Annotated in this window: 15 protein-coding genes and 1 pseudogene; 12 read left to right on the top strand and 4 right to left on the bottom strand. The window is 56.5% G+C overall.

Annotated features, from left to right (window positions below; translation table 11 throughout):
* The first annotated feature begins 6 nt into the window (after positions 1 to 6).
* The 4 genes and pseudogenes from ACNT1W_RS19780 (at position 7) to ACNT1W_RS19765 (ending at position 5,393) form a co-directional block, all read left to right on the top strand.
* Positions 7 to 807 (top strand): TonB family protein, encoded by an 801-nt coding sequence (locus ACNT1W_RS19780; RefSeq protein WP_419246046.1) that lies wholly within the window; start codon positions 7 to 9, stop codon positions 805 to 807.
* A 75-nt stretch (positions 808 to 882) separates the two neighbouring features.
* Entirely contained in the window at positions 883 to 3,018 is a 2,136-nt protein-coding gene (locus tag ACNT1W_RS19775; protein ID WP_419246045.1) for a S9 family peptidase, read from the top strand.
* 195 nt (positions 3,019 to 3,213) lie between these two features.
* Positions 3,214 to 3,231 (top strand): annotated as a pseudogene (locus ACNT1W_RS19770) (hypothetical protein).
* Between the two features lie 32 nt (positions 3,232 to 3,263).
* Entirely contained in the window at positions 3,264 to 5,393 is a 2,130-nt protein-coding gene (locus ACNT1W_RS19765) for a TonB-dependent receptor domain-containing protein (RefSeq protein WP_375190671.1), read from the top strand.
* Between the two features lie 17 nt (positions 5,394 to 5,410).
* Here ACNT1W_RS19765 and ACNT1W_RS19760 read toward each other — a convergent pair whose 3' ends face one another.
* The 3 genes from ACNT1W_RS19760 to amiA form a co-directional block, all read right to left on the bottom strand.
* The gene (locus ACNT1W_RS19760) at positions 5,411 to 5,866 is read right to left on the bottom strand and encodes a YaiI/YqxD family protein (RefSeq protein WP_004947732.1); all 456 of its coding nucleotides are present in this window, start codon (positions 5,864 to 5,866) and stop codon (positions 5,411 to 5,413) included.
* A complete protein-coding gene (gene hemF / locus ACNT1W_RS19755; RefSeq protein ID WP_115184108.1) occupies positions 5,866 to 6,786 on the bottom strand; it encodes an oxygen-dependent coproporphyrinogen oxidase in 921 nt (306 codons plus the stop codon). The genes ACNT1W_RS19760 and hemF overlap by 1 nt, the downstream gene beginning before the upstream one ends.
* A gap of 69 nt (positions 6,787 to 6,855) precedes the next feature.
* Entirely contained in the window at positions 6,856 to 7,755 is a 900-nt protein-coding gene (gene amiA / locus ACNT1W_RS19750) for an N-acetylmuramoyl-L-alanine amidase AmiA (RefSeq protein WP_419246044.1), read from the bottom strand.
* A 205-nt stretch (positions 7,756 to 7,960) separates the two neighbouring features.
* On the opposite strand from amiA, the gene ACNT1W_RS19745 reads away from it, so the two are divergent.
* A complete protein-coding gene (locus ACNT1W_RS19745) occupies positions 7,961 to 8,386 on the top strand; it encodes a GNAT family acetyltransferase (RefSeq protein WP_012146174.1) in 426 nt (141 codons plus the stop codon).
* A gap of 43 nt (positions 8,387 to 8,429) precedes the next feature.
* Here ACNT1W_RS19745 and ACNT1W_RS19740 read toward each other — a convergent pair whose 3' ends face one another.
* On the bottom strand, positions 8,430 to 8,828 hold the full coding sequence (locus ACNT1W_RS19740; protein WP_419246043.1) for a YgiW/YdeI family stress tolerance OB fold protein: 399 nt from the start codon (positions 8,826 to 8,828) through the stop codon (positions 8,430 to 8,432).
* Between the two features lie 175 nt (positions 8,829 to 9,003).
* On the opposite strand from ACNT1W_RS19740, the gene ACNT1W_RS19735 reads away from it, so the two are divergent.
* The 7 genes from ACNT1W_RS19735 (at position 9,004) to cysA (ending at position 15,263) form a co-directional block, all read left to right on the top strand.
* Entirely contained in the window at positions 9,004 to 9,468 is a 465-nt protein-coding gene (locus ACNT1W_RS19735) for a DUF2919 domain-containing protein (protein ID WP_261097781.1), read from the top strand.
* A 133-nt stretch (positions 9,469 to 9,601) separates the two neighbouring features.
* Positions 9,602 to 10,186, top strand: a complete 585-nt coding sequence (locus tag ACNT1W_RS19730) for an RpoE-regulated lipoprotein (protein ID WP_012146171.1) — start codon at positions 9,602 to 9,604, stop codon at positions 10,184 to 10,186.
* 167 nt (positions 10,187 to 10,353) lie between these two features.
* Positions 10,354 to 11,253 (top strand): Dyp-type peroxidase, encoded by a 900-nt coding sequence (locus tag ACNT1W_RS19725; protein ID WP_012146170.1) that lies wholly within the window; start codon positions 10,354 to 10,356, stop codon positions 11,251 to 11,253.
* 201 nt (positions 11,254 to 11,454) lie between these two features.
* Positions 11,455 to 12,477: a sulfate ABC transporter substrate-binding protein gene (locus ACNT1W_RS19720; protein ID WP_419246042.1), complete on the top strand. Its 1,023-nt coding sequence runs from the start codon at positions 11,455 to 11,457 to the stop codon at positions 12,475 to 12,477.
* A complete protein-coding gene (cysT, locus tag ACNT1W_RS19715) occupies positions 12,477 to 13,310 on the top strand; it encodes a sulfate/thiosulfate ABC transporter permease CysT (protein ID WP_012146168.1) in 834 nt (277 codons plus the stop codon). The genes ACNT1W_RS19720 and cysT overlap by 1 nt, the downstream gene beginning before the upstream one ends.
* A complete protein-coding gene (cysW, locus tag ACNT1W_RS19710) occupies positions 13,310 to 14,185 on the top strand; it encodes a sulfate/thiosulfate ABC transporter permease CysW (protein ID WP_112362322.1) in 876 nt (291 codons plus the stop codon). The genes cysT and cysW overlap by 1 nt, the downstream gene beginning before the upstream one ends.
* Positions 14,175 to 15,263 carry a sulfate/thiosulfate ABC transporter ATP-binding protein CysA gene (cysA, locus tag ACNT1W_RS19705; RefSeq protein ID WP_012146166.1) on the top strand — a complete coding sequence of 363 codons (1,089 nt, stop codon included), beginning with the start codon at positions 14,175 to 14,177 and terminating at the stop codon, positions 15,261 to 15,263. Before cysW ends, cysA begins: the two co-directional genes overlap by 11 nt.
* Positions 15,264 to 15,733 lie beyond the last annotated feature (470 nt).

Genomic DNA, 15,733 nt, shown 5'->3' with positions numbered 1-15,733 from the left:
ATCCCTATGCCGAGTCCGTCTTTATCTTATCCGCTCGCCTCCATGCCACAGCCGCGCTGGGCGCGCGGATTTTTATGTGCGATAGCGGCACATGTGGCGCTGGTACTGCTGTTTTATTGGCCACCCCAGCCGCTGCCGCCAATGCCGTTAGCGCCACCGGCGGTGATGATGAGTTGGGCGACGCAGATTGAAGCACCGGAAAGCCCCAAGCCGCTGCCGTTGGGTGTGCAACAGGCCGAGTCTGCAGCGGCACAACCGGCCGAGCCGCAGGATCAACCCGATTTGCCCAAGTTGGCGCGGGCCGAAAAGACCAAAATCAGCGTGGCTGAGAAAAAGCGAACCGAACACCAGCCACCGCAGAAAGCCCAGCCGAAGCCGGAACAGCAGGTGAAAGAGATCAGGCACGCCGCTGCATCCAGCGCTGCCGCACCGAAAGCCTTGAGCATAGCCAGGCAGACGGCCGCACCGCTGAACAGCGATTCCGCAAGCAGCGAACAGGTCAGGCTGTCGTGGGAAAGCCGGGTAAAGGGAATGCTAAACCGCATCAAGCGTTATCCGCCGGATGCGCAGCGCCGCCGCCGTACCGGTATGCTGCAGGTGTCTTTTTCCGTGGATGCACAGGGACGGGTTTTCGATCTGACCTTGCATGCCCCGTCGGGTACCGCCTCGCTGGATCGTGAGGCACTGGCCGTGGTCATGCGGGCGCAGCCACTGCCGCCACCACCGGTCGAAATGCTGCGGCAGGGCAACGTTCAGGTAACGATGCCCATAGATTTTAATCTGGCGGCGCTGGACGCCAGCCAATAATTTATTTCGTGAGCCGCGTTCTTTTGTTTACCCAAACAAAAGGGAGCTGCTGATGCCAAACTATCGTGAGGGACCATGAAACAAACACTTCTGTCGGGCCGCCAGCGTTGGCGTGCGGCCACCTATGCCGTGATTTCATTGAGCTTATTGGGCCAGGCCGCCTGGGCGCAGCCGTTGGCGCCCAGCGCCGAGATTATCCCGCACCCATTAACCGCCCAGGGGGAAACCCGGGTGGATGATTATTATTGGCTGCGTGACGACAGCCGGCAAAATAAAAAGGTGCTGAATTATCTGACGGCGGAAAACCGTTATACCGAGCAGATGATGCAGCCGTATAAAAAACTGCGCGATAGCCTGTATCAGGAAATGCTGGGCCGCATCAGCCCGGAAGATCGCTCGGTGCCCTACCAACTTAATGGGTATCGCTATCAGGAAAGTTACGCGGCGGGCAAAGATTTTGCCCTGTATCAGCGACAAGCCCTGACTGCCGATGCGCCGTGGCAAACCTTGCTGGACGCCAATCAGCGTGCGGCAGGGCAGGATTATTATCGTCTGGGCGGGATGGCGATCAGCCAGGATAACCAGCAAATGGCGATTGCTGAAGATCTGCAGGGGCGCAGGCAGTACCGGATTTCGCTGCGTGAGATAGATAGCGGAAAATGGGCGCCGGAAGTGATTGAAAACACCTCCGGTGACATGGCGTGGGCCAATGACGGCAAGACGCTATTTTATATTCGCAACCACCCGCAGACCCTGTTGCCATATCAGGTTTATCGCCATCAGGCCGGCACGCCGGTTGCGGACGACAAGCTGGTCTATCAGGAAAATGATGGCGGGTTCTATTTGAGCCTGGGTCGTTCTTCTTCACGTGACTACGTCATTATTACCATCAGCGGCAATACCACTTCCGAGGCGCGGCTGATTGACGCTAATCAGCCTCTGAGCACGCCGGTGTTGTTTGCCGCGCGCAAGAACGGCCACGAGTATTATGTAGACCACTATCGCGGTGAGTTCTATCTGCGATCCAACCACCAAAGCCCGCATTTTGGCCTGTACCAGACAGCGGCAGTCGGCAAGCCATGGCAAACGCTAATAGCACCGCAGGAAAAGCGTGAAGTGGAAGACTTCACGGTGTTCCGCGACTGGCTGGTAGTGAAGGAACGTGCTGATGGCCTGGTACAGCTACGGCAAATCAGTTGGGACGGTAAAACCCAGCGCAGTATTCCGTTCGACGACGCCAGCTATATGGCCTGGCTGGGCTATAACCCGGAGCCGGACAACCAGCAGCTGCGCTATGGCTATTCGGCGATGACTACCCCGACCCGCACATACCAATGGGATCTCAACAAAGGCGAGCGCACCCTGCTAAAACAGCAGGAAGTGAAGGGAGTGGATCCCAGCCAGTACCACAGCGAACGGGTGTGGATTAACGCGCGTGACGGTGTGAAGGTGCCGGTCTCGCTGGTCTACAACAAAGCCTTGTTTAAACCGGGGCACAGCCCGCTGCTGGTGTACGGTTATGGTGCCTATGGCATGAGTATGGATCCGGCCTTTAGCGCCAACCGCATTAGTTTGCTGGATCGCGGTTTCGTTTATGCGCTAATCCACGTGCGCGGTGGCGGTGAGCTGGGGCAGAACTGGTACCAACAGGGCAAGTTGACTCATAAGCCAAACACCTTCAGTGACTTTATCGACGCCACCCAGGCATTAATCCAACAGGGTTATGGTCAGCCGGGCCGTATTTACGCCATGGGGGGCAGTGCCGGCGGGCTGCTGATGGGGGCGGTGATTAATCAGGCACCACAGTTGTATAACGCGGTGGTGGCGCAGGTGCCTTTTGTTGATGTGCTGACCACCATGCTGGACGACAGCATTCCGCTGACGGTCGGTGAATACGAAGAGTGGGGCAATCCGAATCAGCCGCAGGCCTATGCGTTGATGAAGTCCTATAGCCCGTATGACAACCTGGCTAAACAGGCCTATCCGAACCTGCTGGTCACCAGCGGCCTGTATGACTCGCAGGTGCAATATTGGGAACCGGCCAAATGGGTAGCCAAACTGCGTCGTTTTAAACAGGGTGATTCAGTGTTGCTGCTGGCGACCGATATGACGGCCGGCCACGGCGGAAAATCGGGCCGCCTGACGCGGCTGGAAAATAACGCGCTGGAATACAGTTTTATTATGGCTATGGATCAGAAAACACAGAAATAACCACTATCACCGTCGGGTAATAAGCCCGGCGGTTTATTAAAACTATAAAAAATAAATTTACCGTCGATTTCGGCGGGTTTTTTGCTGGGCATTGTCGGCCATAAAATCTTTTTGGCAATTTCTGGGGATATATGAAAATCAAATTAATAGTAAGCCTGATCGGCGCGGGAATAGCGCTGAGCGGGGCGGCGACGGCTGCGCAGAATGGGGTAGAAGAGGGAAAGGGCAAGGTCGTTTTCAGCCCGTTGAATGTTTCGGCGGCAGATAGCAGTACCAGCAGCAGTGAAAAAGAAGCGTTGGAAAAGCCCGGCGCTTTCAGCTCGCGCGGGGAAAATAAAAATCTGGAGTCGGTGGACAGCATTCTGCGCAGTATGCCTGGCACTTATACCCAGATCGACCCCGGCCAGGGTTCGGTCAGCGTCAATATTCGTGGCATGAGCGGTTTTGGCCGCGTTAATACCATGGTTGATGGCATTACCCAGAACTATTATGGCAGTTCACCCAGTGACGCGGCGCATGGCGGTTTGCCAACCAGCCAGTTTGGTGCGCTGATCGATCCTAACTTTATCGTCGGCGTTGATGTGGCACGCGGTAATGCGACGGGATCCGCCGGTGTCAATGCGCTGGCAGGCAGCGCCAACTTCCGCACCATTGGCGTGGATGACGTAGTGTTTTCGGATAATCCTTTTGGCGTGCGCACCAAGTTTTCTGTAGGCAATAACGGTATTGGCCGCAGCGGTATGATCGCCGTGGGTGGGAAAACCGACGCATTCGGCGAAGGCGGTAGCCTGGGAGCCATGGCGGCGATCAGTGGCAGTTCGATCACCTCTAATTATAAGAACGGTTCCGGCTTTGACAGTGAAGAGTTTAATGTCGATAAAACCTATCGCCAGAATCCCAAATCTCAGTTATTTAAAGTGGATATTAAACCCGACGCTTTTAATAGTATTGAACTGTCGGCCAGAACTTATCAAAACAAGATCACCCGTCGCCATATCGACAGTAATGACTTCTATATTAAATATCATTACGCCCCGTTTTCAGAGCTGATTGATTTTAATCTGACTGCCAGTACCAGCCGGGGTGAGCAGAAGTTTATGTCCGATAATATGGCGGGATTTAGCGACAGCACCGCAAAAAATATCTCGGACGCGCTGGACGTCAATAACACCAGCCGTTTCAGCCTGCAGGAGGTCGACTTTGCCTTTAGCTATGGCGGCAAGCTGATCCGCAATGAATACAAGAAGCGCGCCTCCGGGCTGGTGACCGATGAGGGCCAGGCGGAAAGTTCGCCGGTGGGCATTGCAGGCAAACAAAATATCGCCAGCCTTTACAGTGGGCTGCAGCTTAATTACGGCATCTGGCAGGGTAATTTTGACCTGAACTACAGCGCCTATGATATTTCCGGTTATAAACCGGCCTGTGATGAACGCGTGGCCTGCTTCCCGCAGGGGGCCAGCAACATCAATTTGAAAGAGCACGGCTTTAACCCGGCGGTGATGTTGTCCGCACAGGTAACACCGTGGTTGCAGCCGTTCGTCAGCTACAACAAATCGATGCGTGGGCCGAATATTCAGGAAGTGTTCTTCGCCAACAGCGGTGGGCAGTCGATGAACCCGTTCCTGAAGGGGGAAACGGCAGAAACCTATCAGGCGGGTTTTAACGCCAATGCTCATGACCTGCTGTTTAAACAGGACAGCTTCCAACTGAAGGCGGTGTATTTTGAGTCGAAAATTAAAAATTACATTTCCAGCCAGAGCTACATGGTGTGCAGTAATCGCCAAAAATGTAATCGTGCCCAGACTAGTCAGGAGGAATGGGATAACGCCGATGTGAATGTCGCCATGACCATGTACAGCAACTCATACGAGCCAGTCAGGTCGCGTGGGGTGGAAGTGGAGGCGATGTACGACGCCGGTTTTGCCTACACCAAACTGTCCCTGAGCAAGGAACACACCAGCCAGCCGACCAATCAGGCCAGCAATGTGTTCGGTGCCGGTGACATTAGCGAGCTGCCGGAATTGTACTTCACGCTGGATACGGGAGTGCGTTTGCTGGATGAGAAATTGACGCTGGGCGGGCTGGTGAAATACACCGGCAAGGCTGTGCGCCTTTCTCCCGATTCTAACGTCGATGAGAATGAGCAGTTGTTGAAAGAACCGGCGCCGCATATCCCGACCGTTATCGATCTTTACAGCACCTATCAGTTCAACCGCAATCTGTTGTTGAAATTCAGCGTGCAGAACCTGATGGACAAAGACTATTCCGATGCGTTGAACAAGATGAACGCCATGCCATCGCAATCAAGAGACTTCTCACCGACCAACACCGCCCGCGGCCGAACCTATATCTTCGGCGGGGAGGTGCGTTTCTAAACGGAATGCGGGCGCAATTACTGCGCCCGTTTTGCCTGCTGCAACCACTTGTCCAGCTCATTGGCGAACTGCTGGCGATCGCGCTGGTTCAGCGTATTCGGGCCGCCGGTCTGGATGCCGCTGGAGCGCAGGGTATCCATAAAGTCACGCATGTTCAGGCGCTCACGAATGGTGTCCGGGGTGTAGCGTTCACCGCGTGGGTTCAGCGCCACTGCCCCTTTTTCTATCACTTCCGCTGCCAGTGGGATATCGGCGGTGATCACCAGATCGCCTTTCTCGCAGCGGCGCACGATTTCGTTATCCGCCACGTCAAAACCGGCCGCCACCTGCAGGGTGTGGATGTGCTTTGACGGCGGCGTTCTCAGCGGCTGGTTCGCCACCAGCGTCACCGACATTGCGGTGCGCTCCGCCGCCCGAAACAGCACTTCTTTAATTACGTTGGGACAGGCGTCCGCATCAACCCAAATCTGCATCATTCCGGCTCCTTCAGCCAATCGCGTACCGGCAGGAAATCACGGTACAGCGCCGCTTCCGGGCTGTCTTCCGCCGGTTGATAATTGTATTCCCAACGCACCAGCGGCGGCATCGACATCAGGATGGATTCGGTGCGGCCACCGGTTTGCAGGCCGAACAGCGTGCCCCGGTCCCAGACCAAATTGAATTCCACGTAGCGGCCGCGACGATACAGTTGGAACTGGCGCTCGTGATCGCCCCAGCTCAGCGTTTTGCGTTTCTCTACGATCGGCAGATAGGCCTCGAGGAAGCCTTCGCCCACCGCCTGGGTAAACGCGAAGCAGGTGGCGAAGTCCGGGGTGTTCAGGTCATCAAAGAACAGGCCGCCGATGCCGCGTGCTTCGTTACGGTGTTTGATAAAGAAATAGTCGTCGCACCACTTTTTGTATTTGGGATAGACCTGCTCACCGAAGGGCGCACACAGCCGTTCGGCGGTGCGGTGCCAGTGAACGGCATCTTCTTCAAAGCCATAAAACGGCGTCAGGTCAAAGCCGCCGCCAAACCACCACACCGGCTCTTCGCCCGGCTTTTCCGCAATGAAAAAGCGCACGTTGGCGTGGCTGGTCGGAATGTAAGGGCTACGCGGATGGATCACCAGCGACACGCCCATCGCCTGGAAACTGCGTCCGGCCAGTTCGGGGCGATGCGCGGTAGCGGAAGCGGGCAGGGTAGCGCCGGAGACGTGTGAGAAGTTGACGCCCGCCTGTTCGAACACCGCACCCTCGGTCAACACCCGGCTGCGGCCACCGCCGCCTTCTTCACGCGTCCAGCGGTCTTCGTTGAAAACGGCGCTGCCGTCGGCCTGGGCCAACTGCGTGCAGATGCGGTCTTGCAGCGCCAGCAGGAAGGATTTTACTTCTGCGATGGTCGATAAACTCATACGGGATAATTCACAGCGTCTGACTGAACAAGGCGCAGAGTATACCTTTATTCACCGCGGCTGGCAGTATCAGCCGGGTTTTCGTTGGTGTGAATCGTAATAGCTGAAGAAACTGATCACGCCGTCGGCAATGGCGCGGGCGATTTTCTCGCGGAATGCGGTGGTGCCCAGCAGACGCTCTTCTGCCGGGTTGGTAATGAACGAGGTTTCGACCAGCACCGACGGGATAGACGGGGATTTCAGCACCGCAAATGCCGCCTGTTCCGTACTGTTGCTGTGCAGGTGGTGTACCGGCCGGATTTGGCCGAGCACGTGGCGGCCGAGCGTCAGGCTGTTGTTGATGGTATCGGTCTGCACCAGATCAAACAGCACCTGTTGCAGATAGTTGTCCTGGTTTTTGTACTTGCCACCGGCCACATCATCGGCGGCGTTTTCACGGTTGGACAGGTAACGCGCCATGGCGCTGCTGGCCCCGCGATTGGACAGGGCAAATACCGAAGCGCCTGAGGCTTCCGGGCTGGTAAAACCGTCGGCGTGAATCGAGATAAACAGATCGGCCTGATGCTGGTGGGCAATCTCCACCCGTTGGAACAAGGGAATAAACTCGTCTTCTTCCCGTGTCAGACGGACTTCGACGTGTTCCTGTTCGTGCAGGATGCGGCGGACGTGGTTGGCAATCTCCAACACGACGTGCTTTTCCTGTGAGCCTTCGCTGCCAACCGCGCCGGAGTCGATACCGCCATGGCCAGGGTCGATCATCACCAGCCTTTTGCTGCCGGAGGGTTTAGGCGCTGGTTTAGCGGTCGGTTTGGGTTGTTGGTTACGCAGCATGCCACCGGACTCGGCTTCGGCGCTTTGGCTTTTGCTGCCGAGCAGCACCAACGCCAGGCCGGAGAGCAGTAATTGACGTCGCGTGGGGGAAACGGAGAGCGGCTTAAAATTGAGGAATTGTTTAACCTGCTTTTTCATAACGCTACGCTCCGTCGACAAATTCTATTTTGCGACGTTATATCGTATTGATAATCATTAATCGACCTGATAACTATGTCCATTTATTACGCGGGTAACCGATCATTTCTGGATAATTGCTGGGGTAAATCGCAGTTTGATATTGCGTAAGTGAATAATCACGCGATAATCAGATAAACATCTTAATTAACAGCGGCGAACATCGATGGAAATTCGCGTATTTCGGCAAGACGACTTTGAAGAAGTCATTACCCTGTGGGAGCGCTGCGATCTGCTGCGCCCGTGGAACGATCCTGAGATGGATATCGAGCGCAAACTGAATCACGATCCGGGCCTGTTTCTGGTCGCCGAAGTGGGCGGCGAAGTCGTAGGGTCGGTGATGGGCGGTTACGATGGCCATCGCGGTTCGGCGTATTATCTGGGGGTACATCCGGATTATCGCGGGCGCGGTATTGCCAATGCGTTAATTAACCGTTTGGAGAAGAAGCTGATCGCTCGTGGGTGCCCGAAGATCCAGCTGGTGGTACGTGAAGACAATGACACGGTGATCGAGATGTACGAAAAACTCGGTTACGAGATCCAGAACGTGACCAACCTGGGTAAACGACTGATCGAAGATCAGGAATATTGAGTCGTCATTCGGGCGGTGAGGCTTCACCGCCCGTTGCTGCGTGTTAAGGCAGTTTTTTGATGTTCTTCACATCCACTTCCACACTGCTCCAGTCTTTATCCACTTTCCCTTCCAACTGCACTTTATCTTTCGGGGTGATGGTCTGGCCGTTCCAGCGTTTTCTGTCGATCTCCACCGTCAGGGTGCCGCTGGCGTCGCGGAAGGTATAGGTGTCGTCGCCGACGCGCTGCTCGATGTTGCCTTGCAGCATCACCCAGGTGTCATCACTCATCGACTTCACCTTGTCTACCGTAGTCAGCGCCGCGCTTGGGCCGGAGAAGCCGCCCTGTTGGGTATTTTGCGTTTGTGCCTGCGGTGCGGCAGGATCGATAAACCCGCCTTGCTGTGCCAGAACCGGTGCGCTGCACAGCGCGAGTAATGCGGCCAGGGTATATTTTTTCATCTTAAGCTTCCTTATCTCAATCGCGAATTAAAGCCCTGCCAATCAGGACTGCTGGTTTGATGGGGTTAAGTAAAGCATGAAAATCTTAAGGGGTTCTTAAGCGAGCACATTGAAAACAATAAATCTGGCTCCCATTTGAAGGAGTAATAATAATGAAATTGGCAAGGAATCGACGTTGAAGCCACTCCCACACCGTTTTTCCCCCGACGATTACGATCATCATGGCGCGCTGCGTTTGCCGCTGTGGTTTTGGGGCGTGCTGGTTTTACAGGCCCGGACCTGGATTTTGTTCGTGATGGCCGGTGCTTCGCGCCAGCAGGGTGAAGGGCTGCTGCAGCTGTTTTACCCTGACACCCAAAGATTCTGGTACGGCATCATGCTGGGGTTGCCGGCGGCGTTGGCATTTCTGTTGGCTCCACGGCGTCACCAATGGCCACGATTGTGGCGCGCCTGGCGTTGGGTGCTTTGTCTCTCGCTACTGGCGGCACTGGGCGGTTCGCTGTTCAGCCTGTGGCAGCAGGCCGACAATCAGCCACCGCTGGATGCTGTCCTGATACTGCTTGATGCGCTGGCCCTGACCTATCTGTTGCTGAACCAGCGGCTGAAAGCCTGCTTTACCGTACAGAACGAAGCGGGGTAATTGCCACCTGCGGCGGCACTTTTCCTATTTTCTGCACTCCAAGCTCGCAACCGATGGCGAAGCGTGGGCAGTTGTGAGAGGCTGGCACGCAGCAAAACGCCGGGCCCATGCCTTTGATGTTAAGGAGCTAGAGATGAATATTCGCCCACTATTGTTAGGGCTCCCGCTGTTACTGACCGGCTGTTCGACGATGTCGAACTTCTCCTGGTCGAGCCTGTCGCCGCTTAACTGGTTTGGCAGCAGCCTTGAGGTCAGCGCCAAGGGCGTTGGCGATTTGAACGCCGGCACCCCGATGTCGGAAAGCGCCATCAACGACGGGTTGAAAGGCGATTACCGCCTGCGCGGCGGTATGGCTACCAGCCAGGGCCAGATAGTTTCTTACTATCAGGCGATGGACGGCAATGACGTGAAACTGGTGATCACCGGTGAACCCAAGGGCCACGTGCAGCGTGTGGACGTGATGGACAGCAAGGTGGCGACCGAGTGGGGCAGCAAACTCGGCACGCCGTTCAGCGACCTGTACAGCAAGGCGTTCGGTGCCTGTAAACCGGCCGATGGCGACGATGCCGGCAAGGTGGAATGTGTGGCGGAGCAGAGCAAGTACGTGACTTACATTTTCAACGGCAAGTGGGCCGGCCCGCAGGATATCATCCCACCGGATGACACGCTGAAAAGCTGGACGGTCAGCAAGATCATCTGGCACGCCAAACCTCAGTAAACCCTTCTTTTGGGGCGTCCGATCTGCGGCGCCCCAGCTTCCTTCATCTTGACGGATATCCTTATTTTCTTTGCGTTCGGGCAAGGCAAATACCCCTGCTTGCGGTATGATGCTGCGCATTCGTAACAGGCTACTGTTACCCGATTCTGCTATTGAGGATAACGACAATGACACAGGTTCAGAGCGGCATTTTGCTGGAACACTGCCGTTTCGCCATTTTTATGGAAGCCACGGTACAGGGCGAATTTGCCGAACTTCGTCAGGGCTGCAAGCAGTTTTGCCAGACGTTGACCGAGCTGCAACAGCAGTTCCCCGATGCGCATTTGGGCGCGGTGGTTGCCTTTGGCTATGACGTTTGGCATGACCTGTCCAGCGGTCAGGGCGCCAAAGAGCTGAAGCCATTCACCCCGCTCGGCAAAGGGCTGGCACCGGCCACCCAGCGTGACCTGCTGATCCATATTCAATCCCTGCGTCATGATGTTAACTTCACGCTGGCCCAGGCCGCGCTGGCGGCATTCGGTAACGCCATCAAAATTGAAGAAGAAACCCACGGTTTCCGCTGGGTGGAAGAGCGTGACCTGAGCGGCTTTATCGACGGCACGGAAAACCCGCAGGGCGACCAACGTCCGGAAGTGGCGGTGATTGCCGAAGGCGAAGAAGACGCAGGCGGCAGCTACGTGCTGGTGCAGCGTTACGAACACAACCTGCGTCAGTGGCAGCGTTTCACCACTGAACAGCAGGAGCAGATTATCGGACGTACCAAACATGACAGCGAAGAACTGCCTCCGGAGCAACGCCCGGACACCTCGCACGTCAGCCGCGTTGATCTGAAAGAAGACGGCAAGGGGCTGAAGATCCTGCGCCAAAGCCTGCCTTATGGCACCGCCAGCGGCAAGCACGGACTGTATTTCATCGCCTACTGCGCACGTCTGCATAACATCGAAAAGCAACTACTGAGCATGTTTGGCGATCTGGACGGCAAACGCGACGCGATGCTGCGTTTCAGCCGTGCGGTGACCGGCAGTTATTACTTTGCGCCATCACTGACGCGCCTGCTGTCGCTGTAACACCTCTACCGGGGCTGGCTACGTCGGCTCCGGTTTTACTTCCCCCCTCTGCCATGCCGCTCCGCTCCTGCCTTATAGCGTTTGATGCTTGAAAATCACTAAACGGTATATAAAAGCGTTACAGCTCCGCACCTAGTTATAAATACACTGGTCAACATCAGGGCGAAAGCCCGACGGATTGACTCAGTGATAAGGTGCACAATGAAACAAACGCGGGTTAAAAATATCGTACTGAAAGGATGGTTGGCGGCGGCGCTGTTAGCCAGCGGCCCGCTGTCGGCAACCGAATTGCTGAACAGCTCCTATGACGTTTCCCGTGAATTGTTTACCGCGCTGAACCCAGGTTTTGAGCAGCAATGGAACCAACAGCACCCTGGCGACAAACTGACTATCAAACAGTCCCACGCCGGCTCCTCCAAGCAGGCGCTGGCGATCCTGCAGGGCTTGCGCGCCGACGTAGTGACCTACAACCAGGTGACCGACGTGCAGATCCTGCACGATCGCGGCCAACTGATCCCGGCTGACTGGCAGACCCGTTTACCGAACAACAGCTCTCCTTTCTATTCCACCATGGCTTTCCTGGTGCGTAAGGACAATCCAAAGGGCATTCATAACTGGAATGATTTGGTGCGTGGCGACGTGAAGCTGGTGTTCCCGAACCCGAAAACCTCCGGTAATGGCCGTTATACCTATCTGGCCGCCTGGGGCGCTGCCAATCAGGCGGATGGCAATGATCAGGCCAAAACCCGCGCCTTTATGACCCGTTTCCTGAAAAACGTTCTGGTGTTTGACACCGGTGGCCGTGGCGCGACCACCACCTTCGTCGAGCGTGGCCTGGGCGACGTGCTGATCAGTTTTGAGTCGGAAGTGAACAATATTCGCAAGCAGTATGGCGAAGACAAATACGAGGTGATCGTGCCGCCGGTCGATATTCTGGCGGAGTTCCCGGTGGCCTGGGTTGATAAAAACGTGGCAAGAAACGGCACCGAACAGGCGGCCAAAGACTACCTGAATTATCTCTACAGCCCGGCAGCACAGCAGGTGATCACCAGCTACTACTATCGCGTTTACGACAAACAGGCGATGGCCGCGGCCAAAGGTCAGTTCCCGGAGACCAAGTTGTTCCGGGTGGAAGATCAGTTTGGTGGCTGGCCGCAGGTGATGAAAACGCATTTCTCCACCGGTGGCGAGTTGGATCAGCTGTTAGCCGCAGGGCATAAGTAATGTTGTCGTTGACCAGCAAGCGGGTTTTACCTGGGTTTGGCCTCAGCCTGGGGAGCAGCCTGTTTTATACCTGCCTGATCCTGCTGTTGCCGCTCAGCGCGTTGGTGATGCAGTTGGCGCAGATGAGCCTGGCGCAGTATTGGGAAGTGATTTCCAACCCGCAGGTGGTGGCGGCTTATAAGGTCACGCTGCTGGCGGCGGGCGTTGCCAGCCTGTTTAACGCGGTGTTCGGCATGCTGATGGCCTGGATCCTGACTCGCTATCGTTTTCCCGGTCGCACGCTGCTGGACGGTCTGATCGATCTGCCGTTTGCACTGCCGACGGCGGTAGCCGGCCTGACGCTGGCGGGGCTGTTTTCCACCACTGGCTGGTATGGCCAATGGCTGGCGCATTTTGACATTAAGGTGACGTTTACCTGGCTCGGCATTGCTGTGGCGATGGCCTTTACCAGCTTGCCGTTCGTGGTACGCACCGTACAGCCGGTTCTGGAAGAGCTGGGGCCGGAATATGAAGAGGCGGCAGAAACCCTGGGCGCGACTCGCTGGCAGAGTTTCCGGCGCGTGGTGATCCCTGAGCTGGCACCGGCGTTGTTGGCCGGTACGGCGATCTCCTTTACCCGCAGCCTGGGCGAGTTTGGCGCGGTGATCTTTATCGCCGGCAACATCGCCTGGAAGACGGAAGTGACCTCGCTGATGATTTTTGTTCGTTTGCAGGAATTTGATTATCCGGCGGCCAGTGCGATTGCCTCGGTGATCCTGGCGGCCTCGCTGCTGTTGCTGTTCAGCATTAACGTTCTGCAGAGCCGCTTTGGCCGACGTATCGGGGGGCACTGATGACGGATATCTCTGAGTTTAACGGTGTTGAACGCCCGCGCGTCAACTGGGGCAAGTGGACGCTGATCGGTATCGGCGTGCTGTTTTCGGTACTGCTGCTGGTGGTGCCGATCATTTCGATTTTCGCCGAGGCCTTTTCCAAAGGTATTGGTGCGATGTGGGGCAACCTGGTCGATCACGACATGTTGCACGCTATCTGGCTGACGGTGCTGATCGCCTTGATTACCGTGCCGTTCAACCTGATTTTCGGCACGCTGTTGGCCTGGCTGGTGACGCGTTTTACCTTTCCGGGGCGTCAACTGTTACTGACGCTGATCGACATCCCGTTCGCCGTTTCGCCGGTGGTAGCGGGGCTGATTTACCTGTTGTTCTACGGCAGCAATGGCCTGCTGGGCGGTTGGCTGGATGCGCATAATATCCAGCTGATGTTCTCCTGGCCGGGCATGGTGCTGGTGACCATTTTCGTGACCTGTCCGTTCGTGGTACGTGAGCTGGTGCCGATGATGCTCAGCCAGGGCAGTCAGGAAGACGAGGCCGCCATTTTGCTGGGCGCTTCTGGTTGGCAGATGTTCCGCCGGGTGACCTTGCCAAACATTCGCTGGGCGCTGTTGTACGGCGTGGTATTGACCAACGCGCGCGCCATCGGTGAGTTCGGCGCGGTATCGGTAGTGTCCGGTTCTATTCGCGGCGAGACTTTCAGCTTGCCGCTGCAGGTGGAGTTGTTGCAACAGGATTACAACGCGGTCGGTTCCTTTACCGCCGCCGGTTTGCTGACCCTGATGGCGATAGTGACCCTATTTTTGAAGAGTGGCCTGCAATGGCGTCTGGAACGTCAGAATGCACGTCTCGAGCGGGAGGAAAATCATGAGCATTGAGATTAACGGTATCAATAAGTTTTTCGGTCGTACCAAGGTATTGAACGATATCTCGCTCGACATTGCCTCCGGTGAGATGGTGGCGCTGCTGGGGCCGTCCGGCTCCGGTAAAACCACGCTGCTGCGTATTATCGCCGGGCTGGAAAGCCAGAGCGGCGGCAAGCTGGGCTTCCACGGCACCGACGTCAGCCACGTGCATGCCCGCGATCGTCGAGTGGGCTTCGTGTTCCAGCATTACGCGCTGTTCCGCCACATGACGGTGTTCGACAACATCGCCTTTGGCCTGAGCGTGCTGCCGCGCCGTGAGCGCCCGAATGCCGCGGCGATCAAACAAAAAGTGACCCAGTTGCTGGAAATGGTGCAGTTGGCCCATTTGGCTAACCGTTATCCGTCACAGCTTTCCGGTGGTCAGAAGCAGCGCGTGGCCCTGGCGCGTGCACTGGCGGTCGAACCGCAAATTCTGCTGCTGGATGAACCCTTCGGCGCGCTGGATGCGCAGGTGCGTAAAGAACTGCGCCGTTGGCTGCGTCAGCTGCATGAAGAACTGAAATTTACCAGCGTGTTTGTCACCCACGATCAGGAAGAGGCAATGGAAGTCGCCGATCGTATCGTGGTGATGAGCCAGGGCAATATTGAGCAGGTCGGTTCGCCGGAAGAGATTGTACGTGAACCGGCCAGCCGCTTCGTGCTGGAATTTATGGGCGAAGTGAACCGCCTGAGCGGCGAGATCCGCGGTTCGCAGCTGTTCGTCGGTGCGCACCAGTGGCCGTTGTCGTTCCAGCCAATGCACCAGGGCCGCGTGGACTTGTTCCTGCGCCCGTGGGAAATGGAAGTCGGTACCGAGAGCAGCGACCGCTGCCCGCTGCCGGTGCAGGTGCTGGAAGTCAGCCCACGCGGCCATTTCTGGCAGATGACCGTGCAGCCGATTGGCTGGCATCAGGAACCTATCAGCGTGGTGCTGCCGGAGGGTAACGAACCGCCGGTACGAGGTGGCCGCTACTACGTTGGCAGCCTGAATGCGCGCCTGTACGCCGGTGATCAACTGCTACAACCTGTTGCGTTAGCTAAAAGCGCCTGATAATTTAGGCTGTTTCCCGCAATAGTTCGTGGTGCCGTCGCAGACCCAAAAGCCCGTAATCAAGGCGAAGGGGGCAGGGCATAGCGGGCCTACGTTCAAGCCCGACAACGCAGAGTACGGGCTTTTGGGGCGCGACCCGAAGGGCTGGGGCCATTTGAACGCGCACCTGTGTTACGAGCCGCTTATTTGGCCCACCAAACCTCACGACTCGCGCCTTGCTGCGCGCTCAAATGACCGCCAGCGGCGCTCACGAACTATTGCGGGACACAGCCTTATAGTCCCCAACAGCATTTTAAAGGCAACCCTGGGGTTGCCTTTAAGTTTGATGGCAAAGTTGTCTTTGAATCCGAGATACCCGGGCCTAGCGCACCGAGGGGCGCTCCGGCGGGCAAGCCGCTACGACCCCTTCGGCACGCTCTCCCTAATAACGGGCTTTGTCAGTAGTCTGAAAGGTAACCCCGGGGTTGCCT

This window comes from Serratia sp. NFX21 (genome assembly GCF_048517035.1).
In the GTDB taxonomy this organism is placed as follows: Bacteria; Pseudomonadota; Gammaproteobacteria; order Enterobacterales; family Enterobacteriaceae; genus Serratia; species Serratia quinivorans.
The sequence above is the reverse complement of the archived record's forward strand: the minus strand, read 5'-3'. Positions and strand labels throughout refer to the sequence as shown.